Source organism: Wolbachia endosymbiont (group B) of Lycaena phlaeas, assembly GCF_947251875.1.
In the GTDB taxonomy this organism is placed as follows: domain Bacteria; phylum Pseudomonadota; class Alphaproteobacteria; order Rickettsiales; family Anaplasmataceae; genus Wolbachia.
In genome coordinates this window covers 987,391-1,012,622 of sequence record NZ_OX366392.1, presented here as the reverse complement: position 1 = coordinate 1,012,622, position 25,232 = coordinate 987,391, and the positions used below count along the sequence as shown (strand labels likewise).

The following is a 25,232-nucleotide window of genomic DNA, read 5'->3' as shown; positions in this document are numbered from 1 at the left end:
AATATTAAATTAAAATTTATTAAGTCAGAAATTTTTGTTGACTTGGTGGCTATAGCAAAAATGAACCACCCGATCTCATTTCGAACTCGGAAGTGAAACTTTTTAGCGCCGATGATACTTAAAAAGGGAAAGTAGGTCGTTGCCAAGTTTATAAAAATTTCTTCTTATTTATATCTTTTCAGTAGAGCGATGAAACAAGGTAAACATAGAGTAGCTGTGAGGTAATATAACTGATCTTTTAGAACTCTGCGAAAACTTTAAGATAAAAGTAGAAAATTTAAAAGTAGAATTTGTCACTTATTTCCAAATTAGGAGGAGAGATAGCAACATTTAACAAATCATCAAACAATTGATCTTCCGAAAATCAAACTTTATATAATTGAATATTAATTAAGTTGTTGGAGATGAGGAGAAAGAAGAAGTAGCAAACTACCAAAAAGCAGATACATTTGGTCCAATAGTTAGGTGATAATTGTAGCACTCAGTGGATCTTATAAAAATTCAAAACGTGAAAATTATAAGTGATGTTTTTAATGTGAATTGAAAGCGTATCAAATAGTGAATATAGAATTCCCTCAAATGCAAAAAGGTGTATGAGCAAATCGAATAAGAAAAGTGAGGTTTTGCGCATCAACGTGTTATAATAAAGGTAAACTTGGTTAGTGCTGAAGCAATACTGCAAGTTTTAAAGGGAAAGAAGATTTAAAAGACAGTGTATGTGCAATCGTAATAGTCGCTGAAAGGTACTTTGAAACATAGCTGGACTATTGAAGTTAAAATTCTGGGCTGTTACTTAAAAAACGCATCCACTGAATTATTTATGCTAAAAAAAGCTTTATTAAAAAATGAAACAGAAGTGTAAGAAAGTTGCAAAACGTATAAGGTATTACTTGAAGCTACCTATCTGAAGCAACTGGAGCTTCTCAAGTTGCGAAAAATATTTTAAAATCTGAAAGAATGATGTGAAATTTTTTAAATAAACCAGAAAGTATTCCACTATCACGCTGAACAGCAAATTAGGCATTATATCGTTTACTGTAAAAGCTCATATTTTACGTAATCAGAGCTAGGAACTTGAAAGGATAATTTCATTATACTTAACATGGAAGCAAAGAGAACTATACAATCCCCTACCTATCGTTTCTTCAACCACTTCCCTGAACGGGTACTTTTATCAAACTATTCTCTTATTGTAATGAGTTGCTTCTATATTAAAATTTAGCAATTTCCCTCTAGGATGATCTTTATTTTGTTCTAAATATTGGCTTTGTTCAAATGCCATTCCCCATTGTGTACGATAGCTAGACTTTCTATATTCATAAAAACTCTCTTCAGCATTATTTGTATCGAGCTTTTTATCTTGTTTTTTTATACTTTCTACCTCAAGCACCCACATCTATTAATTTATTTTAAAAACCTCACTCATCTTATCATAAAAAATATAGCTGTAAATACTTTAGTGAAAATTCCTTCTTATTTTATCTTTCTTTAAGCAAATATTGAGGTCTTTTTGTAAATTTTTATAGCCTGCTTGCATAATGTTTTGATGGGTTAGTATTATGTAATAGTATCCTACATTACTTATATTAGAAATGCTAACTTTAGCTAGCATTCGTAATTGCCTTTTTATTTTATTTCTTTTTGCTGCTTTTCCGACTTTTTTACTGATAGCCAGACCTACTCTAATAACATGAATATACTTTTCAGGTTCTCTTTCTTTTATAGCATATAGTGATATATATACCCCTCGATAAAAAAGACTGTAAGATGCTAATCTGTTTTTAAAAGCAAAGGAAAACTCTTTTTTTTTATGCTTACTATGCGCATAATTTATTACACCCTAATGAGCGACGCTTATTAAGAATTTTTCTTCCAGCTTTTGTTGACATACGTGAACGAAATCCATGTTTGTGCTTTTTTTTTAAATTTTTTGGTTGAAATGTTTTTTTCATTGTTTTTATATTAATATGACTATTTATTTTAAACTATTTTGCTCTATTGTCAAATAATGGTCAACTTCTGTGGCATTCTTGTTGAATAAAATTTGATATATGGAAAAATGAATTTAATTATAGGCGTACTTGTTTTACTAGTCCTTTTATTTTGTTTGAGTAAGTTTCAAGCAGTAAGTAAAGTTAAGTCTTATATATATTTGAGTTGTATGTGGATGCTACCTTGTTTGTTAGCATTCTATGATGGTTATTTTATAACTTCTATTTCTATAGCGTTACTTTTTTTTATGCTGATTTTTATCCTTAAAGGTAAAAGAAATAAGATGGTAAAATTTTTGTTATTTATGGCTTTAGCAATATCACTTTTTATCACTTTATTTATAATGCTATCTATTTTTGTTCAGTCCATTTCTTTTTTTAATAAAGTAGCTATTTCAGAATTCTTATTTTGCTTAAAATGGAAGCATAATGTAGCTATTATTGGTGAAGGAGAGGTGGGGTGTTTTGGTATAGCGCCACTTTTAGTGGGGACATTACTTATAACTATTGTAGCAATGTTAGTTGCGGTGCCGCTTGGTTTATTTTCTGCAATATATATTAGTGAGTATGCGAGTGAAAAAGTGCGTTATGTTATTAATACAGCCTTACAGGTTTTGTCTGCTATTCCTACTGTTGTATATGGATACTTCTCAGTTATATTTTTGTCTTTTTTTATAAAGCAGGTAGCAAATTTTTTTAATTTAAGTATACACTCAGAAAGTGCTTTGATTGCTGGTTTATCGATCGGGGTAATGATTCTTCCTTTTATTATTTCTTTGCTTGAAGATGCTATAAGATCTGTTCCAAAAAGTTTACGTTATGGTTTTATGGCGCTTGGCGCAACACCAGCGGAAACTATATGGCATATAACAATACCTTATGCAATGCCTACAATTTTAAGTGCAATTTTATTATCAATTTCAAGAGTAATAGGTGAAACAATGATTGTACTAATGGCTGTGGGAATCAATGCAAATTTGACCTTTAATCCTCTCAATTCAGTTACTACTATCACTGTACAAATTGCTACATTACTTACCGGAGATCAGGATTTCAATAGTGTGCAAACTCTTGCTGCTTATGCGCTTAGTTTGGTGCTGTTTGTTATTACTTGGCTATTGAATGCATTTGCATTGTTTATAATGAAACGTAACTAGTAAGTGTTTTAATATTGCAAAATTTCTGTTAATAATATAAGATTTATTTTCTTTAGAAGTTCTTTTATAGAATTGTAGTGTTAGGTGATGAAAGAGATGAGTACAGGTAAAGTAGTTAAAATAACTCAAGCAGTTGTTGATTTAAAATTTGAAGACGGGTTGCCTAAGATATTTAATGCTTTAAAAAGCAAACTAAAATATAAGGGCAAGGAGCTAGTTTTAGAGGTTTCACAGCATATAGGTGACAATATAGTTCGTTGCATTGCTATGGATAGCACAGATGGTATGTCAAGAGGTGATGAGTTTGTTGATACAGGTGCACCAATATCAGTTCCGGTTGGACGCTCAACTTTAGGAAGGATTTTTAATGTTGTAGGGGAGCTTATAGATGAGTGTGGTCCGCTAAAAGGAAAGTATGATTTAGAACCTATACATAGATCACCTCCAAGCTTTACTGAGCAGAAGATACAGGAAGAAGTTTTAGTTACAGGAATAAAGGTTATAGATCTTCTTGCTCCTTATCTTAAAGGAGGAAAAATTGGCTTATTTGGTGGAGCTGGTGTTGGTAAAACAGTTCTGATAATGGAGCTGATTAACAACATAGCAAAAGCTCATAAAGGATTTTCTGTGTTTGCTGGAGTAGGAGAGAGAACGCGTGAAGGTAATGATCTTTATAACGAGATGATTACTTCGAATGTAATAGATATAAATGAGCACGAAAAATCTCAAGCCGTTTTGGTTTATGGTCAAATGAATGAACCTCCTGGAGCAAGGGCTAGGGTTGCTTTAACAGCACTAACTATGGCGGAGTATTTTCGTGATCATGAAAATCAAGATGTTCTATTTTTTGTAGATAATATCTTCCGTTTTACTCAAGCTGGCTCTGAAATTTCTGCTTTGCTTGGAAGAATACCGTCGGCTGTTGGTTATCAGCCAACTCTTGCGACTGATATGGGCGCTATGCAAGAGAGAATAGCCTCAACTACTGCTGGTTCTATTACTTCTGTACAGGCTATATATGTTCCTGCAGACGATTTGACCGATCCAGCTCCAGCAACGACATTCTCTCATCTTGATGCAACCACAGTGTTGTCAAGGCAGATAGCTGAAATGGGTATATATCCTGCTGTTGATCCACTTGACTCAACTTCTCAGTCTTTATCTGCTGAAATCATTGGTGAAGAACATTATAATGTGGCTTCTGAGGTGAAACGTATATTGCAAACTTATAAGTCGCTGCAAGATATTATCGCAATACTTGGTATGGATGAACTATCTGATGAAGATAAAATTATTGTTGATAGAGCTCGTAAAATTCAGAAGTTTCTTTCTCAACCTTTTCATGTTGCGGAGGTATTTACTGGCATGTCTGGCAAATTTGTTTCACTTTCTGATACTATTTCTAGTTTTAAAGGAATTATTGAAGGTAAATATGATCATCTGCCAGAAGCTGCTTTTTATATGGTGGGAAGTATAAGTGAAGCAATAGAAAAGGCTGAATCAATAAAAGCTGAAGTTGGAGCCGGACATTAAAGATTATGAACACTTTTAAGGTGCAATTTTTTTCTCCTGATAATCGAATTTCATTCGATGAAGTGGTTTCGCTTTCAGTGAATGGGCTTGAAGGAGAGCTAGTGATTTTAGCTTACCATTCTCCTTACTTAATTTATTTATTGCCTGGTATAATTACTGCTCAAATGAGTAACCAGACAAAGGAAAAAGTTGTAATTGATAATGGTATATTAGAGGTTGCAAATAATAATTGTAGCATTATAACGAATCAAATTCAGGTTTTTGATCATTTGACTCATGATGAGGAATCATTAAAAGATAAGAGAGTTGGTATATATTTAAGTTATCTTGATGTCAAATCTCTTTAGGGGCTCTTTTTTGTTCAAGAAATAAGTCTACTCTTGTCATCTCAATGTTTGTCGTTCAAGTAGCTGACACACAACTCGGATGACAAGAGGGGCTACTTGAATAAAGAAGCCGCTGGTCTCATGTGCATCTTTAAACATTTTCACGCTGACTTTGGCTACACACCTTTGAGGGACTGCTGATTAAGTCTAGAAGTGAATTACAGTGATCGCTATGAAATGCGCTATCAAGGCTTAAAGACCTAGATTTTTTTTCTGAATCATCAATTTTCTCTGTAAGCTGGTAAAACATTTTTGAATTATTATCAAAAACTTCCTTTTTATTAACAAGTACTTGATCAATTACTGGACTTAACAGTTCTACTTGGCTATTTAAGTATTGTACTTTATCGTTTAGCTCTTTTTTTTCTCTTATTAATCTTTCAATCTCATCTTCATATTCTTTAAACTTTAATTCCAGTGATGGACGGTACTTATTAACTATTTCTTCTTCTATCTCCTGCCGTAATTGCCCTCTTATTGTCTCGATCTGCTCATCTTTAAGCTCTAGCTCGTTCTTTAACGTTTCAAAATCCCACGTTAGCTGATCTGCCTCTTGTTCATCAGATTCCAAATGTGCGTTATGCTCATTTTCTAAATTTTGTATTTGAGATTTATAACTCGCTATACACTTATCCCTTGCACTTATCATGTGTTCTGCTTCCTCTATCTCTTCCTCTTTTTTTTCAAACTGGTTCAATTTACCTTGTCGTTTCTCTTGTTCTGCATTAGCAGTTTTTAGCTTTTCCTTCAGTTCTTCTACCTTTTCTTCCAGTTCCTTATTTTTTCCATAAATTTCTTGAATTTTCTGCTCTTGCTCCTTATTGAGCTGGATTATTCGCTCATCTGTTTTACTCATTTCTTCCTCAAGTCTTTGTTCCTTTTCTTTACACTCAACTTGTAAATCATTGCACTGTTCCTCCAATTCCTCAATTTTTTGCTTAGCCTCCACGAGTTCTTGTTCTGATTCTACTTGCTTTGCTTTTAACATTTGATTTGCTTCTTTCAGTAATAATAACTCTTCTTTCAAATCTGATATTTGTTGTTCACTGCTTTCTTTTGTACTATTGCTATAGTGTTCTAATTGATCAAGCTTGTCTTCCAAACTATACTTTTCTTCTTTCAGTTGATTTAATTCCTCGTGCAATTTTCTTAACTCACTTATCAACTCTTCTTTTCCTGCATTGGCAACTTCCAGCTTTTTCTTCAGGTCTTTCTTTTCTTCATATGCACCTTCAAGTTCTTGCGCTCTTTCTTGCAGCTCTGTTGACATATTTGCTAGCTTTGCATTTTTTTGTGTCAGTTCAGCTTGCAATTTTGCATTTTTTTGCTTTTCTTCTCCAAGTTCATTCTGTAAATCACTATTATGCTTTTCAAATTCTTGCTTGGCCTCTTCGAGCCTATGCTGTAAATTGTTCCTCTGCTCATTTAATTCTCTAATTTCTTGTTCAGCTTTTGTAAGCTTTTGATCTAGTTGTTGTGAGTTAACTTCTGTTTGCGCTGCAGCTTCTTGCAAATTAACTTCTGTCTGAGTTTCAGTTTCTTGAGAGCCAATTCCTGTTTGAGTCTTAACGTGTTGCACAGAGACCTCTGTTTGAGTTTCAGTGTGCTGTGAATTAACTTCTGTTTGAGTTGCAATTGCCTGAGTTGCAATCTGCTGTGGATTAACCTCTGATACATTGTTGCTAGTGAAAGAAAGAATAGGATTGCTTTTAGCATCATTTTCAAGATCTTTCATCTTTTCGTCTTGATTGATTACGATATGTTCGTTATTTTGCAGATTACTAACAGCCGGTGCAATGTTAGCATTTTTGTTCTTTTTCAATAATGCTTTTACAGCATCATGTAGAGAGAGGTCTTGAATATATAATTCCTCATTTTGTCTTATTAATTCCCAAAACTCCTCAGGTGGCGATTCAAAATCTTTACCATTAAACTGTAGTACTTTAGTTATACCAGAATTACTTACATTCATAACCATAGTACAGGTAAAAGTTTTCCCATCCTTGTCCTGCACAGGCCAAGTGCTTGTCATTTCATAATATGCACCCTCTTTAAATTCATAATGTCTTTCCTTACCTTTTCGGTAAGCGTATATGTCATGCTTTTTATTGCAATAAATATTCAATGTGCTAATATCTCTTTCTTGCTGTAAGATATCACTAATTCTTATTGGCTCACTTCTATTGTAATTAATAAGATTAATGTTTAACACTTTATCAGAATTGTTAGTTTCTACATAAAAAGCTCGAAGGTCTATGTCTTTGTCTCTAAAATACTTACTTACAGCTTTTTTTGCCTGATTTGCTAATTCTATAAAGTTTTTTTTAAAGCTCTTGTTGAAAGATAGATCTATATATGCTTGCTTAAAATTTTCATCATTTGTCAAATCCATGAGCAAGTCATAAATCTCCCATTTGTCCTGATAGTATTCTTCTAAAACAGTAATGCTATTTTTTCTTTTCAGTTCTGCTAATATGTTTTTCAATGTCAGGAAATTTGTTGACATAGTATACCCCCTATTACTATTGTTTTGATAATATATTTACTTTGGGAGTGATTAACTCCTTTTGTATTAACCTTTTTAGTTGAATTTAATTGCGAGCGTTAAACTAGATCTTAGTCATTTTGTTTATTGTTCCCCACTATCTATTTGTGTTACTGTACTAATAGTAGCACTAAGTTTTAGGCTATGCAAGAATTTCTATTGAACGTAAAGCTAGTAAACTTCAGAAATTGGTTATGCTAATTTTGTTAATAAAATGCAACCAATTAAGGAAAGCGCTATACTGTGTCTCAGTGCAATATTTTCTTTCCTAACGGACTGAAAATTGAGTTGAGTTAAAAATCCGATTTTATTTAATACTTTTCAAAGATGACAATATTTTGTAAAAATAGGTTTTTAATAGGACAATAATATGGAAATTTTTCTTGATAGTGTTGATTTGAATGAAATTAAGGAGCTAAAAGAGTTTATTGATGGTATAACAACTAATCCTTCTTTAATAGCAAAATCTGGACATAAAGATAAGTACGAAGATTTAGTAAGCGAAATATGTTCTATTATAAAAGGACCTGTTAGTGTTGAAGTTGTTGCAGATAGCCATGAAGATATGGTTAAGGAAGGCCTTAAGTTAGCGAAAATCGCTAGTAATATCGTAGTAAAGTTACCTCTTACACATGAAGGATTAATTTCTTGTAAAAAGTTGTGGACAGAACATAAAATACCTGCTAACATTACATTATGTTTTTCTCCTGGACAAGCACTGTTTGCCGCTAAGGCCGGTGCTTGTTTTATTTCTCCCTTTGTTGGTCGCCTTGATGATATAAGCTATGATGGCTTATCGCTAATAGAAGATATATGCACTATATATTCTAATTATAATTTTAAGACAAAAGTTCTTGTTGCATCAGTAAGAAGTCCAGCACATGTAATAGAAGCTGCACGGCTTGGTGCTCATTCAATTACTGTGCCAGCAAAAATACTTAGACAGTTAATTAATCATCCACTTACTGATCAAGGGCTCGCAATATTTGAAAAAGACTGGGGCGTAAAACAATAAATGACATTGCTAAAAAAGACATAAAAACACAATAATTTATATAAAAAGGACATAGGTACCATCTGTCCTTTAAAGACATGTAGGTCAATGATATGCGTAATTCAGTGTTTTAAACATGATAGTCCTCCACTAATAAAAAAGATTGAGAAAAATGTATACAGCTACGACCGAAGTATAGCTAAAATATATTTTAACTGAAGATTATAGATTAATTGAATTGAAAAGTCTGCAGACGAAGATAGATTCCGAGCTCTAGAACACCTTCACCGTGCATGGTAACAAAACTATTAGAGTTTGTCAAGTAATTTTTTATCGTAATTTTACGAACGTGCCATGCCAGTAATTATATCTAGTTAAATTTGTAAAGTAATACAGTGTTTTCGATAGTTATAAAAAAGCTGGATTTCAGTACTGGAGTAACATTTTGGAAATTGGGATGAAAAGAGGGAAAGTACTGGTTTGAAATTAAGTTTTCTGGATTCCAGTGCTGGAATGACAAGAGAGGAGCTCCAGGTACAGCTGTTACCTATAGAATGGCAGTACTAGAATGATAACAAACTGAATGACATATTTAATCTCTATACAGATGTACATCACGCACCGATTTCCATTCAAGGTAATGTTATTCCAGCATTGGAATCCAGTTAGATTTGCGAGTATAAAAGTAATACAACATTTTTGATGATGGAAGCCATTACTAGTATAACAAGAAAGGAAGTGCTGATTTCAGTGTTTATACGTTAGCCATGCATCTAAAAATTTATAAACAAAAGATTACACTTCACAACTTTGTGATGGAATAAGTTTTTCAATGCTGTTGACGCAAAACTCAGTTGTATTATTAGCTATTTCATCGAATTTATCATTTATATCCTTACCTATTTTTTCATCTTTAATATATTCATACAGAGCTAAAATAGCTATAGTTGAACATATTGCGATGAAACCAACTTTTGCTGTAATAAGTAATGATAGCCCACCTGCAAGTATGGACACTGCTCCAATAGCTAGGTTTATAATTTTATTTTGTGTTGATTGATTCTCTTTATCCTCTAAAACGTTTGATATTGCTTTTGAGGCAATTTTTATTGCTATTGCTGTAGTTGAGATTATAACAAACATCATAGCTATTTTTGCTAAGAGAAAAATTGATGGTAGCATTATTACAAGAAACAGTGAAGCACCTCCTATAAATAACCATTTCTCATTTATTTTTTTAGACTGATCTGTATTATTAAGCATTGCAACCCTCCACTTTCATTAACAGTTTATTCATATAATATGAAACATGCGATAGTCAAGATGTTTTTGTGTGGAGAAGCTTGCGATTGAGTTTTGAAGAGCTTTAGCTTTACAAGATGGTAGATTTGGTGATTATCGTAAGATTCTTGCAGTCATTTTAGTGGGAAGAATTTGTAAAATATGAAAAAATAACCGCCAGAAAATTGGAAACGCTATAACTTTCTTTCCTTTAAATATACTTTTTAAAATATATGCTGCAGCTTTTTCTGGCTCCCATATAAAGGGAAGTGGTTTATTAGACTTAAACATATCTGTTTTTACTGGCCCTGGCATTATGGTGATAAACTTTGTGCTACTGTTAGAATATTGGATTTTTAGTGATTGAAAACAACTTTTTAGTGCTGCTTTGCTGGCACAGTATGCAGAAGCATGTGGTGTTGCATGCATAGCAACAAGAGAAGATATAACCGCAAAAGTTGCCAAGGAATTATGATGAATCCATTCTTCAATCCAGTTGATAACGCCAAAATAATTGGTTTCAAATGTTTTTCTATGAATGTTGGTATGAAACTTATCTTCTATTTCGCCACATCCTGCATTAAGAAAAAAGAGATTTGGTATAATATTTTGCTTTTTTAAAAAATCAGACGAGTTTTTAATATTTTCACTTTTGCTTACATCACATGTTATAGGTAAAAAATTACTACCTAATTCTTCTTTTAATTTTTCCAGTTTTTCAGTGCGCCTTGCAATGCCAACCACAAACCATCGATCTTTAATGAGCAACCGTGCTAGACTTTCTCCAATGCCAGATGATGCTCCTGTAATGAGACAAGTTTTTCTATCCATGTGAATTTATATAACATGAAGTATGAATGTAATGACTATTGCCTATTCACACAAGTTAAGTTTGCTATAATTTTCCTAAATAATAAAAAAAGAAAGCTACTTATAATTTTGAATTTTATATAAACTTAAAGGGAAATTTAGTATTTGCTTACTTGTAATTTAAAATTCTTATATAATATTTTAAATGAGTTGAGAGAATTAAATGCAGGATGCAGCTTTAGTTTTACAAGATGGCAAGTACTTTTTGGGAAAATCGGTAGGTAAAAGAGGCAAATGTATAGGTGAAGTTTGTTTTACCACTGGTATGACAGGTTATCAGCATACTATAACAGATCCTTCTTTTGCTGATCAAATAATAGCGTTCACTTTTCCTCATATTGGTAATGTTGGAATAAATCACAAAGATAATGAAGGAGAAAAAGTTTTTGCAAGTGGTGTGGTTATGCGTGAACTTTCTCCTATGTCTCACTCTTCTTCATATATTAGTTTAAATGATTGGTTGGAGAAAAATAATGTAGTTGGGATATCGGGAATTGATACTAGAGCTTTGACGAGATATTTGAGAAAACATGGATCTCAAAATGGAATGATATGTCCGTCAAGTGAGGTACATATATTAGATGAATTGAAGAAATACAAATCTGTAAATGGAATAGAAATAACTAAGAAAGTCAGTTTAAGTAATAACTTTCAAAGCGTTCTTAATGCAAAATATAGGGTTGTAATTGTTGATTTCGGTGTAAAAAATAGTATAATCTCACGCTTAGTAGAACTTGATTGTACGGTTGAATTAGTCAAACCAGATACAGGTTTTGCTCACAAAATATTAAGCATGAATCCAGATGGTATAGTGCTTTCAAATGGCCCTGGTGATCCACAAGAGATAGGAGAGAGTGTAACTTCAGAAATAGAAATTATTGTGAAATCTAAAATACCAGTTTTTGGCATATGCCTGGGCCATCAATTACTTGCAGTTACTTTGGGAGCAAAGACTGTCAAGATGGATATTGGTCATCGAGGGAGTAATCATCCAGTTTATGATCTGGAGAGTAAAAAAGTTGAGATAACTAGCCAAAATCATGGTTTTGTTGTTGATTCAGCTTCTCTTCCAAGTAACGTTGAAGTTACTCATATTTCTCTATTTGATAATAGTGTAGAGGGGATAATGATGAAGGATTACCCAGTCTTTTCTACTCAATACCATCCAGAAGAAGCGCCAGGTACACATGATTCACATTACTTATTTGGGCGTTTTATTGACAATATTTTGTTATATAAAAGTAAAATCTAACTGAAATCAGTTAGATTAGCTTTTATTACTTGATCTTTTGGATTTGGATGTTTAATATTAGGAATAATAAAACTTAAGTTAAGGTAGTGTTCTCTTAACAGATTTTTGTGGAGGAGTGACCGAGTGGTTAAAGGTAACAGACTGTAAATCTGTCCGCATTGCGTACGTAGGTTCGAATCCTACCTCCTCCATTGTGCGGGTATAGCTCAATGGTAGAGCTCTAGCCTTCCAAGCTAGTGACGTGGGTTCGATTCCCACTATCCGCTCTTTTTTTTGTTGTATTTATATAGAATCAACATATTATTTGTTGATGTATTTATATTTTAGGTAGAAGAGTTAAAATTATGACAGCGATAGTAGAAGCATTTGGAAAGCCGCATGTAAACGTGGGAACGATAGGACATGTGGATCATGGGAAGACAACGTTAACAGCGGCGATAACAAAGCATTATGGTAATTTTGTAGCATATGATCAAATAGATAAAGCGCCAGAAGAAAGAAAGAGAGGGATAACAATAGCAACAGCGCATGTTGAATATCAAACAGAAAAGAGACACTATGCACACGTTGATTGCCCTGGACATGCTGATTATGTAAAGAATATGATAGTAGGTGCAGCACAGATGGATGCAGCGATATTGGTAGTGTCAGGGGTTGATGGGCCGATGCCACAAACGAGAGAGCATATATTGCTGGCAAAACAGGTGGGTGTTGGATATATCGTGGTATATATAAATAAAGCTGATGTTGCTGATGCTGATATGATAGATTTGGTAGAGATGGAAGTGAGAGAGTTGCTGAGTAAGTATGGATTTCCAGGTGATGAAGTGCCTATGATAGTTGGGTCTGCGTTAAAAGCATTAGAGGATGATAGTAGTGAGTATGGAAAGAAATCAATAGATAAATTGATGGAGAAGTTAGATGAGTATGTGGCAGTACCTCCAAGGCCTATAGATTTGCCGTTTTTGTTGCCAATAGAAGATGTATTTTCAATATCGGGCCGAGGGACGGTAGTAACAGGAAGAATAGAGAAGGGGGAGATAAAGACAGGGGATGAGATAGAGATAATAGGTCTGAAAGCGACGCAAAAGACGATATGTACTGGTGTTGAGATGTTTAAGAAGTTGCTAGATAAGGGAAGTGCAGGACTCAATGTAGGAATACTACTAAGAGGAACAAAGAGAGAAGAAGTGGAGAGAGGGCAAGTATTGGCAAAACCAGGGACAATAACCCCGCATAAGAAATTTAATGCGGAGGTGTATATATTGAAGAAAGAAGAAGGAGGAAGGCATACACCATTTTTTGGAAATTATCAGCCACAGTTTTATTTAAGGACAACGGATGTAACTGGGAGCATAAAATTGCTAGATGGAAAGGAGATGGTAATGCCAGGGGACAATGTAAGTATAGAAGTGGAGTTGCAAGTACCAATAGCAATGGATAAAGGATTACGTTTTGCGATAAGAGAAGGTGGTAGAACTGTTGGTTCTGGCGTTGTTTCGGAAATTTTAGAATGAGTATAATAACTAAGATGAAGCAAGATATATATATTAGAATCAAAGCTTTCGATTGTTCTTTGTTGGAAAAGTGTATTCGCGAGTTTATTGATCAATTAAAGCAGTTTAATGCAGATTTATCTGGTCCGATTGCGTTGCCAAGAAAAGATTCTAAATTTACTGTTAATAGGTCTCCTCATGTTGATAAAAAATCTCGTGAGCAATTTGAAATGAGAATTTCTAAGCGGTTAATTATTGTACATAATCCTACTTCTACTATGATGAAGATGCTTGCAGATTTATCTTTTTCTGCTGGTGTAGAAGTGGATTTAAAGGTTAAGGAAGTCAATATTTAGGAAAAGGAAATGAAGAGAATAAATTCGCTTAGGAGGATTGGTTTGTTAATGACCAATGTTGGCCATACTGCTATGTATTTTGATAATAGTCGCATGGCTGTAACCTTATTGCATCTCAGCGAAACTTATATTATCGATATAAAAGGACAAGATAAATGTGGCTACAATTCAGTCATTTTAGGCACAGGGGATTTAAAAAAAATAGCAAAACCTCAGTTGGAATATTTAAAGAAAAAGGGTATAAATAGTAAATGTAAATTATACGAAAGTAGATTAACTGATCTATTCGGAATAGAATGTGGTAAAAAGGTGGGGGTTAATCATTTTGTAGTTGGTCAATATCTTGACATTACGGGTTATTCTTTAGGCAAAGGGTTTGCTGGTGTGATGAAGCGGCATAACTTCAGTGGGCTTAGGGCATCTCATGGCGTTTCTATTGCTCATAGATCACAAGGTTCTACTGGTCAATGTCAAGATCCTGGTAGAGTATTCAAGGGGAAGAAAATGGCTGGTCATTTAGGTAATAGCAGAGTGACTGTACAGAATATGAAAATATTATCCATTGATTATGAAAATAGCATAATTGCTGTAAAGGGTAATAATGTTCCTGGGTTTAAAAACTCTTATGTTTTTGTGAGAGATGCAGTTAAAAAGCCTTTACATAAAGATGTTCCTTTTCCAGTAGGTCTGCTGTTGAATATGAGTGATGATGCTAATAATTTGGTGAGTTAGTTATGGAATGTGAATTAGTTGATCTATCTAATAATAATGTAGGTAGTGTTGAGCTTAATCCCTTGATATTTTCTGCCAAGCAAAAATTGAGTATTTTGCATGATATAGTGAGATGGCAATTAGCAAAGAGAAGAGTTGGTGCTCATAAAACAAAGGGTATCAGTGATGTTTCTGGTACAACAGCTAAGCCGTATGGTCAAAAACGTACCGGTAGGGCGAGACAGGGGAGCTTGCGATCTCCTCAGTTTAGAGGTGGTGGAATTATTTTTGGTCCTGTTGTGAGGAGTCATGCTTATTCTCTTAATAAAAAAGTACGTAAATTTGGTTTGAAAATTGCTTTATCTCTAAAATATTTAAATAATCAAGTTGTTGTTCTTGATAGTTTAAATGTTGATGTGAAGAAAACATCTAAAATGTGTGAATATATTAAAAATTTTAAATTTTCTTCTTTTTTAATAGTTGGTGATTATGGAGATGATTTGTTACGTGCTGCTAAAAATTTGCATTATGTAGATTTAATCAAACCTATTGGGTTAAATGTTTTTGATATATTGAATCATGAATGCGTGATGTTAACAAAAGACACTTTAAAGCATCTTGAAGGTAGATTGTTATGATTAAATATAATAATATAATAAAATCTCCTGTAATCACAGAAAAGGCTTCTCTTTTAAGAGAGAAGTTTAATAAATACTCTTTGTATGTTTTTGTAAATGTAAATAAGCGTCAAATAAAATCGGCAATAGAGTCTTTATTTAATGTCAGAATTTCTTCTATAAATGTTATTAGAGTTAAACCTAAATATAGACGTTTCAGGGGTGTGGTTGGTTGTAAAAAACAGAGAAAAAAGGTTTATTTTTCTTTGATGGATGGTCAAAAATTAGATATAATGAGCGTTTAATATGGGTATGAAATTTTTTAATCCTGTTACTCCGTCTTCTCGTGGGACTATATTAATAAGTAAAATTGGTTTATCAAAAGATAAGCCGGAGAAGTCTCTTGTATTTGGCAAGAAATCCAGTGGTGGAAGAAATAATCATGGTAGAATTACAACTCGTCACAGGGGTGGTGGTCACAAGAAGAAGTATAGAGTTATAGATTTTAAACGTAATAGAAGTGATCAGGGTATAGTTGAGAAAATAGAGTATGATCCAAATAGAAGTGGGTTTTTAGCATTAATATCATATAAGGAAGATGATACTAAATCTTATATATTAGCTCCTCAAGGTATGAAGCCTGGTGATGTTGTGACAGCTGGAGATGATGCTGATATTTTGCCAGGGAATTGTTTACTACTCAAGCATATACCTGTTGGTTCTTTCGTTCATAATGTTGAGCTGAAGCCAGGTAATGGTGCTGCGATTGCTAGAGCTGCTGGTTGTTATGCACAAATCGTTGGTCGTGATGGCCAATATGTTTTATTACGACTCAGGTCTGGTCAAATTAGGTTGATTTTATCTTCTTGCAAGGCTACTATTGGTGTAGTATCTAACCCTGACCATAAGAATAGAAAGTTGGGTAAAGCTGGGAGAAGTAGGTGGCTTGGGATTAGACCTGCTGTACGTGGAGTTGCAATGAATCCGGTTGACCATCCTCATGGAGGTGGAGAGGGAAAAACTTCTGGCGGTCGTCATCCTGTTACTCCTTGGGGTGTTGCAACAAAAGGAAAAAAAACTAGGAAAAAAAATAAATCTAGTGATAAGTATATAAAAAAATTGAAAGGTTAATTTATGAGTAGATCTGTATGGAAACCACCTTTTTTACACCCATCTGTACTAAGATTAGTTCAGAGAGCTTTAAAAGAGGGTTCTATTAATAAGGTGATAAAAATTCATTCCAGGGCTTCTGTAATTCTTCCTAATTGTTTGGGTTTAAAATTTGCTGTTTATAATGGTAAAGATTACATTCCTGTTAGTGTTGATAATCAGAATATGATAGGTCATAAATTCGGTGAATTTTCACCTACTCGTAAATTTACTGGGCATGGTGGTGATAAAAAGGCAACAAGAAGGTAGGCAATTGATATGAAAAATAGGGATATAATAGTTGAGGCTGGTTCTAAGGTTTTAAGATCAACTCCTCGCAAATTAAATTTGGTTGCTGATTTAGTGCGTAATAAAAAAGTTTCTTTTGCTAATGTACAATTAAGATTTTGTGAAAAAAAGGCTGCCGGTTTTATAATGAAGGTGTTGAATTCTGCAATTGCTAATGCTCAAAATAATTATGGATTGAACGTTGATAATTTATATATAAAGGAAATTTTAATAGGTAAGTCACTTACTTTGCGTAGAGTATATCCAAAAGCTATGGGTAGGGCTAATAGAATGAGCAAATTTTATAGTAATATAACTATAAAATTGAAAGAAATTGTATGATTTATAGAAATGGAAAGTTAATAAGGAAAGTGTAAAAATATGGGACAGAAGGTTAATCCTAAAGTATTTAGATTGCAAATAAATAGTAATACCTGGGATTCTGTTTGGTGTGCTACGGACGATTATAAACAGAAATTGCATCAAGATCTATTTATTCGCAGTTATATAAATGAATCCTTTAAGCATGCTGGTATTTCTAAAGTAACTGTAGAGCGTACAGTTACTTTAGTGTCTGTAATAATACATTCTTCTAAACCTGGGGTTATAATAGGTAAGAAAGGTTTGGATGTTGAGAAGATAAAGCAAAAAATAGCTAAAAAAGTAGAAAGTAGTGTTGAAGTGAATGTAGTAGGAGTTAAAAAGTCTGAAATAGATGCAGTTTTAATATCAAGGAGTATTACACATCAGCTAGAAAAAAGGATTTCATGTAGAAGAGCGATGAAAAAAGCTATTCAAAATTGTTTGAAGATGGGTGCTGAGGGTATTAAAGTAAGTTGCTCTGGGCGTCTTGGCGGAGCTGAAATAGCTCGTACTGAATGGTACAAAGAAGGTCGTTTGCCTTTACACACTTTGCGTGCTAATATAGATTATGCTTTTTGTGAAGCGAAGACTATATGTGGTATTATAGGAGTTAAAGTTTGGGTTTATGTTGGTAGTTAAGGTATATTGAGATGTTTGTTCCCAAAAAGAGTAAATATAAAAAGGTATTTAAGGGGAGAATAAAGGGTAATGCTAAGGGTGGTAGCACGCTGTCTTTTGGAGATTATGGATTAAAAGCTATGGAAGTAGGTAAGGTTCAGTCCAAGCATATTGAAACTGCAAGGCGCGTAATATCTAGAACGTTAAAACGCTCTGGTAAAGTATGGATAAGAATTTTTCCTGATACTCCGGTTAGTAAAAAGCCAGCAGATGTACGTATGGGTAAAGGGAAAGGTAGTGTTGAATTTTGGGTATTTAAAGCTAAGCCCGGTAGGATTTTGTTTGAAATTAGTAGTGATGTTCCCATGCATTTAGCAAGATTGGCGCTTGAAAAAGCGACTGCTAAGCTTCCTATGAAGTGTAAATTTATATCTAATCATAATTGAATGGAGTTGCAATGGATATAGTTAAATTTGAATCAGAATCTTCACAAGGATTACATGAACTTCTTGTGAGTTTGAGGAAAGAATTTGTTAATTTGGCTTTTCAAAAAAAGCTGGGCCAGTGCAACAATTTTTCGCGTTTTAGCTTAATAAGAAAGAGCATAGCTCGTAGTCTAACTGTATTAAATAGAAGAAAGAGAGAGGGAAAAAATGCCTAAGAAGGTTTTTTGTGGTGTCGTAACTAATGCTGAGTCTGATAAGACTGTAAAGGTTTCGGTGTTACAAGTGTATAAGGATAGGCTGTATAAAAAAGTTATTAAAAAATACAAGAAGTATACAGCACATGATGAGAATAATAGTTGCAAAAAGGGAGATAGGGTTTTAATACAGGAACATAAGCCTATTTCTGTTACTAAAAAATGGGTTGTTATCAATAGCTAAAAAGGAATAGGTATTTATATGATTCAAAAAAATACATTGTTAGAAGTAGCTGATAATTCTGGTGCGCGTGCAGTGCTTTGTATTGGCTTGTTAGGTGGTAGGAAATCTGCATCTGTAGGTGATACGATTATTATATCTACTAAGTCTATTAATCCAAAAGGTAAAGTTGAAAAAGGAAAAGTATATAAAGCAGTTGTTGTTAGAGTAAAAAATAGTGTTAAGAAATCTGATGGTTCTGTAATTCGTTTTTCTAGCAATGCTGTGGTTTTAATTAATGATCAAGGTGAACCACTTGGCACTCGGGTGTTTGGTCCAGTAAAAAAGTTATTATCTGGTTCTTTTATGAAAATAATGTCATTAGCTGATGAGGTTTTATAATGAGTGCTAAAATAAAAAGTGGTGATGATATTATAGTTTTAACTGGTAAAGATAAGAAAAAAATTGGTAAGGTAATCAAAGTTATAATACGTAATGCTAAAAAGAAAGTAGTTGTTTCTGGCGTAAATGTGTGTAAGAGACATACTAAACCAAGAGCTGGTAGTGGTGGTGGTATATTCAATAAAGAGTTAGCTATTGATGTATCCAATGTTGCAATATTGGATCCTAAGTATAAAACTCCAACTAAAGTAGGATTTAAGATTATAGATGGTAGAAAAGTGCGTTTTGCAAAAGTTTCTGGAGAAGTGATAGATTAGGTTGATATGTTTAAACAATTGTATAAAGATAATATAGTAAAATCCTTAAAGGATAAGTTTAATTACAGCAATGTAATGCAAGTGCCTAAACTTGTCAAGGTGTGTATCAATATGGGCGTTGGAGATGCTGCTACGGACAATAAAGCGATAAATGAGCCATTTGATAATCTACATTCGATTGCTGGGCAAAAGCCTGTGTTAACCTTTGCAAAAAAATCTATTTCTGGTTTCAAAATTAGAAAAGGTGCAACTGTAGGTTGTAAAGTGACTTTGCGTAGAAACAAAATGTATGAATTCTTAGAAAGATTAATATATATTGCTTTGCCAAGGGAAAAAGATTTTAGAGGGTTTAGTGTGAAGCAATTTGATGGTCATGGTAATTTTTCCTTTGGTATCAAGGAGCATATATCATTTTTAGAAATAGACTATGATAAAATAAGTAAAATTAGAGGTATGGATATTAATATTATAACAAGTGCAGTTAGTGATAAGGAAGCAAAGGAATTATTACTGGCTCTTAAATTCCCTTTTTTTGATAATTGAGAGAAAATATATATGGCAAAAAAATCCATGATACAGAAGAATCTTCGTAGAATAAAGTTATGCGATCAATATAGGGAGAGAAGGGAAGAATTAAAATCTATAATGAATAATAAGGATTTATCTATTGCAAAAAGGTTTGCAGCTCAAAGTAAGCTGATTAAAAAATTGCCTAGAGATTCTTCTAAAATCAGAATTAGGAATAGATGCGCTTTAACTGGTAGGCCGAGAGGAGTATATAGAAAATTTGGTTTATGTAGGATTGTTTTACGTGATTTGTGTTCTTTTGGACAAGTTCCAGGGGTTACAAAATCTAGTTGGTAAATGTGATATAAGGAGTGTAATAGTGTCGTTATCTGATGGTATTGGTGATTTTTTAACAAGAATACGTAATGCTCAATTGGCAATGCATAGGGAAACAAGAGTCCTATTCTCTAAAGTGAATTCTTCTATATTGAAGATCTTAAAAGAGGAAGGGTATATTCTTAATTATGAAAAGCAAGAGAGTGATAGTATCCCTTCCCTTGTTGTGCAGTTGAAGTATTATGATAAATCACCTGTGATTAATGATATAGCTAGGGTATCAAAGCCCGGTTGTCGTTATTATTCTAAGTGTAAGGACATTTCTAAAGCGTATAATGGTCTTGGAATTTTTATTATATCTACACCGAAAGGAGTGATGACCGATTATAATGCACGTAGATTAAAAGTTGGTGGAGAAGTTTTGTGTCGTGTATTTTAAATGATAGGAGAAATGTATGTCTCGTATAGGTGCCGCACCTATCAATATTCCTGCTGATCTTTCAGTTGAATATAATAATGGTAGGGTATTAATAAGAAGTGTTAGGGCAGAAAAAGAGCTGAACTTGTGTAGTGGCATTCTGTGTCAGATAGTTGATAACCAATTGTTACTTTCTGTTGATCAAGGCAGGGATGATTATGATAAAATAAAATCTATATGGGGCACTTATAGAAGTAATATTAATAACATGATTAACGGTATGGTTAATGATTTTTCTGTTGATCTTGAGATCAATGGTGTGGGGTATAAAGCAGAATGTGATGATAAGTATTTGACTTTATATCTTGGTTATAGTCATAATATTAAGTATAAAGTGCCTAAAGACGTTGAGATTAAGTGTATAAAGCCAACTCATTTAGTGATTCGCGGTATGGATAAGCAAAAAGTCTATATGGTGGCTTCTGATATATGCAAAATTAGAAAATATGATCCTTATAAAGGTAAGGGTATTGTAATAAAAGGCAAATTTATGCTGCGTAAGGTTGTAAATAAAAAGAAGTAATTAAAATGAAAAGATTGTATAATTTTTTAAGTAGCTATGAAAAAAGGAAACTTCGTAATAGAGCGAAGCTCGATAAGAGCGCTGGGCGTTTACGTATATCCATATTTAAGTCTAATAAACATTTCTATGTTCAGTTGATTAACGATGCAAAAGGAACAACCCTAGCTTCTGCTTCTACTTTGGATGATAAAATTAGGAATGTATGTAAAGGTAGGGTTAATGCTGAAACTATAAAACAGGTTTCTTCTTTATTGATTGAGCGTCTCCCTAGTACAAAATTGCAGCAGCGGTTCGTCTTTGATCGGGGGGCATATAAGTATACAGGATTGATTTCTCAATTTGCTGAAGCTTTAAGAAGCTCTGGATTTGAATTTTAGAAGGTTTGAAGTATGGCTGTAAAGAATTTACAAAATAATAATGATTTATCAGAACTTTTGGTTTCAGTCCGAAGGGTAACAACGGTTACTAAAGGTGGTAGAAGATTTTCATTTTCAACTTTGGTTGTTGTTGGTGATGGTAAGGGTAGGGTAGGATGTGGAATAGGTAAACACGCAGAGGTTGCTGAAGCAAGAGTGAAAGCTTTAAATGCTGCAAAGAAGTCGATGATTAGGGTGTACTTACGTGAAGGTAGAACTTTACATCATGATATTAAAGCTAAATTCTGTTCTGGTGAGATAGTTTTAAGAGCTGCAAGAGCTGGAACAGGTATTATTGCTGGTGGAGCAATGAGGTCGGTTTTTGAGGTATTAGGTATAAAGGATGTGGTAGCTAAGTCTACTAGATCAAATGATCCTCATAATATTATATGTGCAGTATTTAAGGCTTTTGATGTTATGTTATCTCCTCGCCAAGTGGCAGGTAAGAGGGGTAAAAAGATTAGTGAGATAGTTGGAAATAGGTAAACTATGAATGATGCTGTAAAATTAAATTCTATATTTACCAAATTATCTAAGAAAAAGAAGCCTAAATTATTAGGTAGAGGTATTGGTTGTGGTAAAGGTAAAACATCCGGTAGGGGGCATAAAGGGCAGAAAGCGAGAAGTGGCGTTTCTATAAATGGTTTTGAAGGTGGACAGCAGTCTATATATACTCGTTTACCTAAAAGAGGTTTTAAGCCTATACGCAAAAACTTATACTCTATATTTAATGTTGGGGATGTACAGTGCTTAATGGAAGCTAAAAAAATAGTCAAGGATTCTATCATAGATAAGGAGCTACTGCATAAGTTAGGTTTTATCAGATCTGTTAAAAGTAAAATCAAACTTCTTAATAAGGGTAAATTAAGCGAAAAATTTGTGTTTCATGTTGATTTTGCATCAGAAGCTGCAAAAAGATCTGTAGCTTCAGTTGGTGGTAGTGTAGAAATACTATCGTAAATCATGAACAGTAAATTTGCATTTAATAGTTTGGATTCTACGCTGTTATATAAAAGTGATTTACTAAAGCGTATATTTTTTACTCTAATGGCTTTAGTTTGTTATCGTTTAGGCACTTATGTTCCTATTCCTGGAATTAATCTTGATATAATCAATGATATATTTCCAAAAGAGAGTTCTGGTGTTTTTGGAGTATTTAATTTATTTTCTGGTGGCGCTTTAGCTAGAATGACGATCTTGGCGTTAAACGTTATGCCATACATAGTTGCATCCATAGTTATGCAATTATTATCTTCTGCCGTTAAAGGAATCAATGAAATTAAAAATGACGGAGAGTTGGGACGTCGAAAGATGAACTCTTATATACGCTATATGACTATAGTGTTTTGTATCTTTCAATCAATTACGATCTTAATAGGGTTAGAAAGAATGAATATAGAAGGGGTATTAGTTGTAGTTGAACCTGGTATTATGTTTCGTACTATAGGTGTCTTTAGCCTTTTAGGTGGAACTATATTTTTAATATGGCTTGGTGAGCGGATCAGTGTGAGCGGTATAGGCAATGGTATCTCATTAATCATTTTTACTGGCATAACATCTGAATTACATAATGCTTTATCATCTCTGCTAACATTAAATAAAAATGGTAGTATGTCGTTTTTCATTACCCTTTTTGTTATAGCATTGTTTTTTTTACTGCTCCTTTTAGTCATTTTTACAGAATCTTCTTATAGAAAGGTAATTGTTCAATATCCCAAAAAACAGTTTAAAAAATTACATAATGATGATTTTACTTACATTCCATTGAAGATCAATTTATCTGGTGTAATACCAACTATTTTTGCTAACGCAATTTTATTAACGCCTATTTCAATTGCAAATTTCTATAAGGGTCATGCCATTGCTGATTTTATTTTAAACTACTTTATGGAAAATAAAGTGATGTACATTATAACTTACTTAATACTCATAGTACTTTTTAATTTTTTCTATACCAATTTTATATTTAATCCAGAGGAAAATGCTGATTTTCTTAGGAAAAATGGTGGTTTTATTCCTGGTAGAGGGCCTGGAAAACATACTTCTGATTATCTTCAAGATATAGTTTTTAAATTAACATTTATTGGGTCTGCGTATTTGGTGGTAATATGTACTATACCTGAAATTATGAGGTATCATTATGATATACCATTTATTTTTGGTGGGACGAGCTTGCTGATTATAGTTAACGTTATTACTGATACTATTATGCAAGTACAATCTTATGTTTTTTCAAATAGGTACGATAGTTGGATAAAGAAATATGAGTCTAAAACAAGGAAGCTAAAGTGATTATTACAATTTTTGGTCCTCCTGGCTCTGGTAAGGGTACTCAGTCCAGTTTGTTAATAGCAAAGTATAATTTTAAATTAGTTTCAGTAGGAGATTTATTAAGGAATATTATATCTAGTGGGAGTAAATTAGGTAAAGGAATAAAGGATACTGTTGAATCTGGTAATTTAATTCAAGATGAAGTTATATGTAAATTATTGTGTGACCAGCTTGCATTAATAGATGGTGATTTTTTGTTAGATGGTTTTCCAAGAAATTTAAATCAAGCTCATTTTTTAACTCAAGTTTTGCAAAAAAGATGCAATAGGGATGTTGATCTTGTAATTGAGTTGCAGCTTGACGATAATATTGCAATTGATAGATTAAAAGATCGTCTTACTTGTTTGGATTGTAAAAGTATATATAGTATATCTTCTTTTAAGAATACTACTTGTGCTAAATGTAAAAGTACGAGATTGGAGAAGAGAATTGATGATGCTAATATGCTTGCAATTAATAAGAGGATAAGAGAATATCATTCTCAGATAGAGGGTTTGCGCGAGTATTATAAGGACAAGTTGTTAACAATTAACGCTAATTTGAGTGTTGATAGAGTAATGCAAGAGATTGAAAGTAAAATTTCTTGTAATTTGATTTGACTATAAGTTGTTTTATGGTATAAATTAAGAGTTATTATTAATAAAGTATCGAGGTATCAGTGGCACGTATTGCAGGCATAAATATTCCAGTGAAGAAGTGTGTTCCTTTTGCATTAACTTATATACATGGTATAGGTATTACTACTGCGAATATAATTTGTCGTAGCTGTAAAATTGATGAGCGTAAGCGTGTTTTAGAATTACAAGATGAAGATATAGAGAAAATTAGTAGTTTTATTAGGCAAAAATATGTCATAGAGGGTGAGCTCAGAAAAAAAGTAGCTATGGATATAAAATCTTTAATGGAAATCGGTTGCTATAGAGGATTAAGGCATAGAAAAGGTTTGCCTGTGAGGGGACAAAGAACCCATACTAATGCTAAAACTCGTAAAGGCAGATCTAAATTGCCTATTGCTGGAAAAAAATAAAATTTGTTATTATCGTGAGTTTTTATGAAAAAAGTTAAAACGGTTGGTAAGAATACAAAAAGGTTTATTACTGGTATTGTCCATATTCGTGCAACTTTTAATAATACTTTTGTAAATGTGACTGATGTTTGTGGTAATACGCTTTACCAGACTTCTGTTGGTGCATGTGGTTTTTCTGGTTCGAGAAAATCCACACCTTATGCTGCAGGTAAGGTTGCCGATTCTGCTGCGAAGAAAGTAATAGAGAGATTTGGTATGAAGGTTGTTTCTGTAATAATTCGTGGTCCTGGTTTTGGTGCAGAAGCTGCAGTTAAAGCACTTCGGAATTGTGGATTGACTGTCACTTCAATTGCAGATAAAACGGCGATACCTCATAATGGGTGTAGACTAAGGAAAAAAAGAAGAGTATAGGATATTTGGAAGGTTTT

General features: G+C 33.2%; 36 protein-coding genes, 2 tRNA genes, 1 rRNA gene and 1 pseudogene. 34 read left to right on the top strand and 6 right to left on the bottom strand.

Annotated elements, in window-relative coordinates; translation table 11 throughout:
* Positions 1-41 precede the first annotated feature (41 nt).
* Both rrf and OPR37_RS06240 read left to right on the top strand, forming a co-directional pair.
* Positions 42-148: ribosomal RNA gene (gene rrf / locus OPR37_RS04685) — 5S ribosomal RNA — on the top strand.
* Positions 149-339: 191 nt separating this feature from the next.
* A pseudogene (locus OPR37_RS06240) lies at positions 340-1,196 on the top strand (IS66 family transposase); the annotation flags it as partial.
* Here OPR37_RS06240 and OPR37_RS04680 read toward each other — a convergent pair.
* From OPR37_RS04680 to rpmH, 3 genes are read right to left on the bottom strand one after another with little or no spacing between them, the layout of a single operon-like run.
* A complete protein-coding gene (locus OPR37_RS04680; RefSeq protein ID WP_254229952.1) occupies positions 1,175-1,396 on the bottom strand; it encodes a hypothetical protein in 222 nt (73 codons plus the stop codon). The pseudogene OPR37_RS06240 and the gene OPR37_RS04680 overlap by 22 nt on opposite strands.
* 60 nt (positions 1,397-1,456) lie before the next feature.
* Positions 1,457-1,834, bottom strand: coding sequence for a ribonuclease P protein component (gene rnpA, locus OPR37_RS04675; protein WP_081439702.1), 378 nt, complete (start codon positions 1,832-1,834; stop codon positions 1,457-1,459).
* The gene (gene rpmH / locus OPR37_RS04670; RefSeq protein ID WP_265016837.1) at positions 1,818-1,952 is read right to left on the bottom strand and encodes a 50S ribosomal protein L34; all 135 of its coding nucleotides are present in this window, start codon (positions 1,950-1,952) and stop codon (positions 1,818-1,820) included. The genes rnpA and rpmH overlap by 17 nt, the downstream gene beginning before the upstream one ends.
* A gap of 107 nt (positions 1,953-2,059) precedes the next feature.
* Here rpmH and pstC point away from each other — a divergent pair, with 107 nt between their 5' ends.
* From pstC to OPR37_RS04655, 3 genes are all read left to right on the top strand, one after another.
* Positions 2,060-3,148 carry a phosphate ABC transporter permease subunit PstC gene (pstC, locus tag OPR37_RS04665; RefSeq protein ID WP_012482001.1) on the top strand — a complete coding sequence of 363 codons (1,089 nt, stop codon included), beginning with the start codon at positions 2,060-2,062 and terminating at the stop codon, positions 3,146-3,148.
* 96 nt (positions 3,149-3,244) lie between these two features.
* Positions 3,245-4,681: a F0F1 ATP synthase subunit beta gene (gene atpD / locus OPR37_RS04660; protein WP_007302524.1), complete on the top strand. Its 1,437-nt coding sequence runs from the start codon at positions 3,245-3,247 to the stop codon at positions 4,679-4,681.
* Between the two features lie 5 nt (positions 4,682-4,686).
* Complete coding sequence (locus tag OPR37_RS04655) at positions 4,687-5,028, top strand: F0F1 ATP synthase subunit epsilon (RefSeq protein WP_012482002.1); 342 nt, start codon at positions 4,687-4,689, stop codon at positions 5,026-5,028.
* A 130-nt stretch (positions 5,029-5,158) separates the two neighbouring features.
* On the opposite strand, the gene OPR37_RS04650 is transcribed toward OPR37_RS04655, so the two are convergent.
* Entirely contained in the window at positions 5,159-7,573 is a 2,415-nt protein-coding gene (locus tag OPR37_RS04650) for a hypothetical protein (RefSeq protein ID WP_264711272.1), read from the bottom strand.
* Between the two features lie 409 nt (positions 7,574-7,982).
* Here OPR37_RS04650 and fsa point away from each other — a divergent pair, with 409 nt between their 5' ends.
* Complete coding sequence (fsa, locus tag OPR37_RS04645) at positions 7,983-8,627, top strand: fructose-6-phosphate aldolase (protein WP_007302527.1); 645 nt, start codon at positions 7,983-7,985, stop codon at positions 8,625-8,627.
* A gap of 774 nt (positions 8,628-9,401) precedes the next feature.
* On the opposite strand, the gene OPR37_RS04640 is transcribed toward fsa, so the two are convergent.
* Together OPR37_RS04640 and OPR37_RS04635 are read right to left on the bottom strand one after the other, a co-directional pair.
* Entirely contained in the window at positions 9,402-9,869 is a 468-nt protein-coding gene (locus tag OPR37_RS04640; RefSeq protein ID WP_264684835.1) for a hypothetical protein, read from the bottom strand.
* Positions 9,870-10,001: 132 nt separating this feature from the next.
* On the bottom strand, positions 10,002-10,718 hold the full coding sequence (locus OPR37_RS04635; RefSeq protein WP_007302529.1) for an SDR family NAD(P)-dependent oxidoreductase: 717 nt from the start codon (positions 10,716-10,718) through the stop codon (positions 10,002-10,004).
* Positions 10,719-10,920: 202 nt separating this feature from the next.
* On the opposite strand from OPR37_RS04635, the gene carA reads away from it, so the two are divergent.
* The 28 genes from carA to rpsK all read left to right on the top strand — a co-directional run bounded on the left by carA (position 10,921) and on the right by rpsK (position 25,215).
* Positions 10,921-12,009 carry a glutamine-hydrolyzing carbamoyl-phosphate synthase small subunit gene (gene carA / locus OPR37_RS04630; protein ID WP_052265062.1) on the top strand — a complete coding sequence of 363 codons (1,089 nt, stop codon included), beginning with the start codon at positions 10,921-10,923 and terminating at the stop codon, positions 12,007-12,009.
* 109 nt (positions 12,010-12,118) lie between these two features.
* Positions 12,119-12,200, top strand: a tRNA-Tyr gene (locus tag OPR37_RS04625).
* A 4-nt stretch (positions 12,201-12,204) separates the two neighbouring features.
* Positions 12,205-12,275, top strand: a tRNA-Gly gene (locus tag OPR37_RS04620).
* 78 nt (positions 12,276-12,353) lie between these two features.
* Positions 12,354-13,526, top strand: a complete 1,173-nt coding sequence (gene tuf, locus OPR37_RS04615; RefSeq protein ID WP_007301992.1) for an elongation factor Tu — start codon at positions 12,354-12,356, stop codon at positions 13,524-13,526.
* A 14-nt stretch (positions 13,527-13,540) separates the two neighbouring features.
* Entirely contained in the window at positions 13,541-13,861 is a 321-nt protein-coding gene (rpsJ, locus tag OPR37_RS04610) for a 30S ribosomal protein S10 (protein ID WP_012482004.1), read from the top strand.
* A 9-nt stretch (positions 13,862-13,870) separates the two neighbouring features.
* Positions 13,871-14,593 (top strand): 50S ribosomal protein L3, encoded by a 723-nt coding sequence (gene rplC / locus OPR37_RS04605; protein WP_012482005.1) that lies wholly within the window; start codon positions 13,871-13,873, stop codon positions 14,591-14,593.
* A gap of 2 nt (positions 14,594-14,595) precedes the next feature.
* On the top strand, positions 14,596-15,210 hold the full coding sequence (gene rplD / locus OPR37_RS04600; protein WP_007302533.1) for a 50S ribosomal protein L4: 615 nt from the start codon (positions 14,596-14,598) through the stop codon (positions 15,208-15,210).
* On the top strand, positions 15,207-15,494 hold the full coding sequence (locus OPR37_RS04595; RefSeq protein WP_007302534.1) for a 50S ribosomal protein L23: 288 nt from the start codon (positions 15,207-15,209) through the stop codon (positions 15,492-15,494). The genes rplD and OPR37_RS04595 overlap by 4 nt, the downstream gene beginning before the upstream one ends.
* A gap of 1 nt (position 15,495) precedes the next feature.
* Entirely contained in the window at positions 15,496-16,320 is an 825-nt protein-coding gene (rplB, locus tag OPR37_RS04590) for a 50S ribosomal protein L2 (RefSeq protein WP_052265061.1), read from the top strand.
* Positions 16,321-16,323: 3 nt separating this feature from the next.
* The gene (gene rpsS, locus OPR37_RS04585; RefSeq protein WP_010404687.1) at positions 16,324-16,608 is read left to right on the top strand and encodes a 30S ribosomal protein S19; all 285 of its coding nucleotides are present in this window, start codon (positions 16,324-16,326) and stop codon (positions 16,606-16,608) included.
* A 9-nt stretch (positions 16,609-16,617) separates the two neighbouring features.
* On the top strand, positions 16,618-16,968 hold the full coding sequence (gene rplV / locus OPR37_RS04580; RefSeq protein ID WP_007302537.1) for a 50S ribosomal protein L22: 351 nt from the start codon (positions 16,618-16,620) through the stop codon (positions 16,966-16,968).
* A gap of 39 nt (positions 16,969-17,007) precedes the next feature.
* Positions 17,008-17,628: a 30S ribosomal protein S3 gene (rpsC, locus tag OPR37_RS04575; RefSeq protein WP_007302538.1), complete on the top strand. Its 621-nt coding sequence runs from the start codon at positions 17,008-17,010 to the stop codon at positions 17,626-17,628.
* 11 nt (positions 17,629-17,639) lie between these two features.
* Complete coding sequence (rplP, locus tag OPR37_RS04570) at positions 17,640-18,053, top strand: 50S ribosomal protein L16 (RefSeq protein WP_019236922.1); 414 nt, start codon at positions 17,640-17,642, stop codon at positions 18,051-18,053.
* 11 nt (positions 18,054-18,064) lie between these two features.
* Positions 18,065-18,268 carry a 50S ribosomal protein L29 gene (rpmC, locus tag OPR37_RS04565; RefSeq protein ID WP_038198186.1) on the top strand — a complete coding sequence of 68 codons (204 nt, stop codon included), beginning with the start codon at positions 18,065-18,067 and terminating at the stop codon, positions 18,266-18,268.
* Entirely contained in the window at positions 18,261-18,491 is a 231-nt protein-coding gene (gene rpsQ, locus OPR37_RS04560) for a 30S ribosomal protein S17 (protein WP_010404696.1), read from the top strand. The genes rpmC and rpsQ overlap by 8 nt, the downstream gene beginning before the upstream one ends.
* An 18-nt stretch (positions 18,492-18,509) precedes the next feature.
* A complete protein-coding gene (gene rplN / locus OPR37_RS04555; RefSeq protein ID WP_007302542.1) occupies positions 18,510-18,869 on the top strand; it encodes a 50S ribosomal protein L14 in 360 nt (119 codons plus the stop codon).
* Positions 18,869-19,186: a 50S ribosomal protein L24 gene (rplX, locus tag OPR37_RS04550; RefSeq protein WP_007302543.1), complete on the top strand. Its 318-nt coding sequence runs from the start codon at positions 18,869-18,871 to the stop codon at positions 19,184-19,186. The genes rplN and rplX overlap by 1 nt, the downstream gene beginning before the upstream one ends.
* A 6-nt stretch (positions 19,187-19,192) precedes the next feature.
* A complete protein-coding gene (gene rplE, locus OPR37_RS04545; protein ID WP_007302544.1) occupies positions 19,193-19,729 on the top strand; it encodes a 50S ribosomal protein L5 in 537 nt (178 codons plus the stop codon).
* 12 nt (positions 19,730-19,741) lie between these two features.
* Positions 19,742-20,050, top strand: a complete 309-nt coding sequence (rpsN, locus tag OPR37_RS04540; RefSeq protein ID WP_007302545.1) for a 30S ribosomal protein S14 — start codon at positions 19,742-19,744, stop codon at positions 20,048-20,050.
* Between the two features lie 22 nt (positions 20,051-20,072).
* Positions 20,073-20,468 carry a 30S ribosomal protein S8 gene (gene rpsH / locus OPR37_RS04535; protein ID WP_007302546.1) on the top strand — a complete coding sequence of 132 codons (396 nt, stop codon included), beginning with the start codon at positions 20,073-20,075 and terminating at the stop codon, positions 20,466-20,468.
* 16 nt (positions 20,469-20,484) lie between these two features.
* Positions 20,485-21,030, top strand: coding sequence for a 50S ribosomal protein L6 (gene rplF / locus OPR37_RS04530; RefSeq protein WP_007302547.1), 546 nt, complete (start codon positions 20,485-20,487; stop codon positions 21,028-21,030).
* Between the two features lie 5 nt (positions 21,031-21,035).
* Positions 21,036-21,407, top strand: coding sequence for a 50S ribosomal protein L18 (gene rplR, locus OPR37_RS04525; protein WP_213863922.1), 372 nt, complete (start codon positions 21,036-21,038; stop codon positions 21,405-21,407).
* A gap of 12 nt (positions 21,408-21,419) precedes the next feature.
* Positions 21,420-21,932 (top strand): 30S ribosomal protein S5, encoded by a 513-nt coding sequence (gene rpsE, locus OPR37_RS04520; protein WP_007302549.1) that lies wholly within the window; start codon positions 21,420-21,422, stop codon positions 21,930-21,932.
* Between the two features lie 3 nt (positions 21,933-21,935).
* Positions 21,936-22,406 (top strand): 50S ribosomal protein L15, encoded by a 471-nt coding sequence (rplO, locus tag OPR37_RS04515; RefSeq protein ID WP_019236927.1) that lies wholly within the window; start codon positions 21,936-21,938, stop codon positions 22,404-22,406.
* Between the two features lie 3 nt (positions 22,407-22,409).
* On the top strand, positions 22,410-23,738 hold the full coding sequence (secY, locus tag OPR37_RS04510) for a preprotein translocase subunit SecY (protein ID WP_213863923.1): 1,329 nt from the start codon (positions 22,410-22,412) through the stop codon (positions 23,736-23,738).
* Positions 23,735-24,376, top strand: a complete 642-nt coding sequence (locus tag OPR37_RS04505; RefSeq protein WP_052265056.1) for an adenylate kinase family protein — start codon at positions 23,735-23,737, stop codon at positions 24,374-24,376. The genes secY and OPR37_RS04505 overlap by 4 nt, the downstream gene beginning before the upstream one ends.
* Positions 24,377-24,435: 59 nt before the next feature.
* Positions 24,436-24,804 (top strand): 30S ribosomal protein S13, encoded by a 369-nt coding sequence (gene rpsM / locus OPR37_RS04500; RefSeq protein ID WP_213863924.1) that lies wholly within the window; start codon positions 24,436-24,438, stop codon positions 24,802-24,804.
* Between the two features lie 24 nt (positions 24,805-24,828).
* On the top strand, positions 24,829-25,215 hold the full coding sequence (gene rpsK / locus OPR37_RS04495; RefSeq protein WP_006012273.1) for a 30S ribosomal protein S11: 387 nt from the start codon (positions 24,829-24,831) through the stop codon (positions 25,213-25,215).
* The last annotated feature ends 17 nt before the right edge of the window (positions 25,216-25,232 follow it).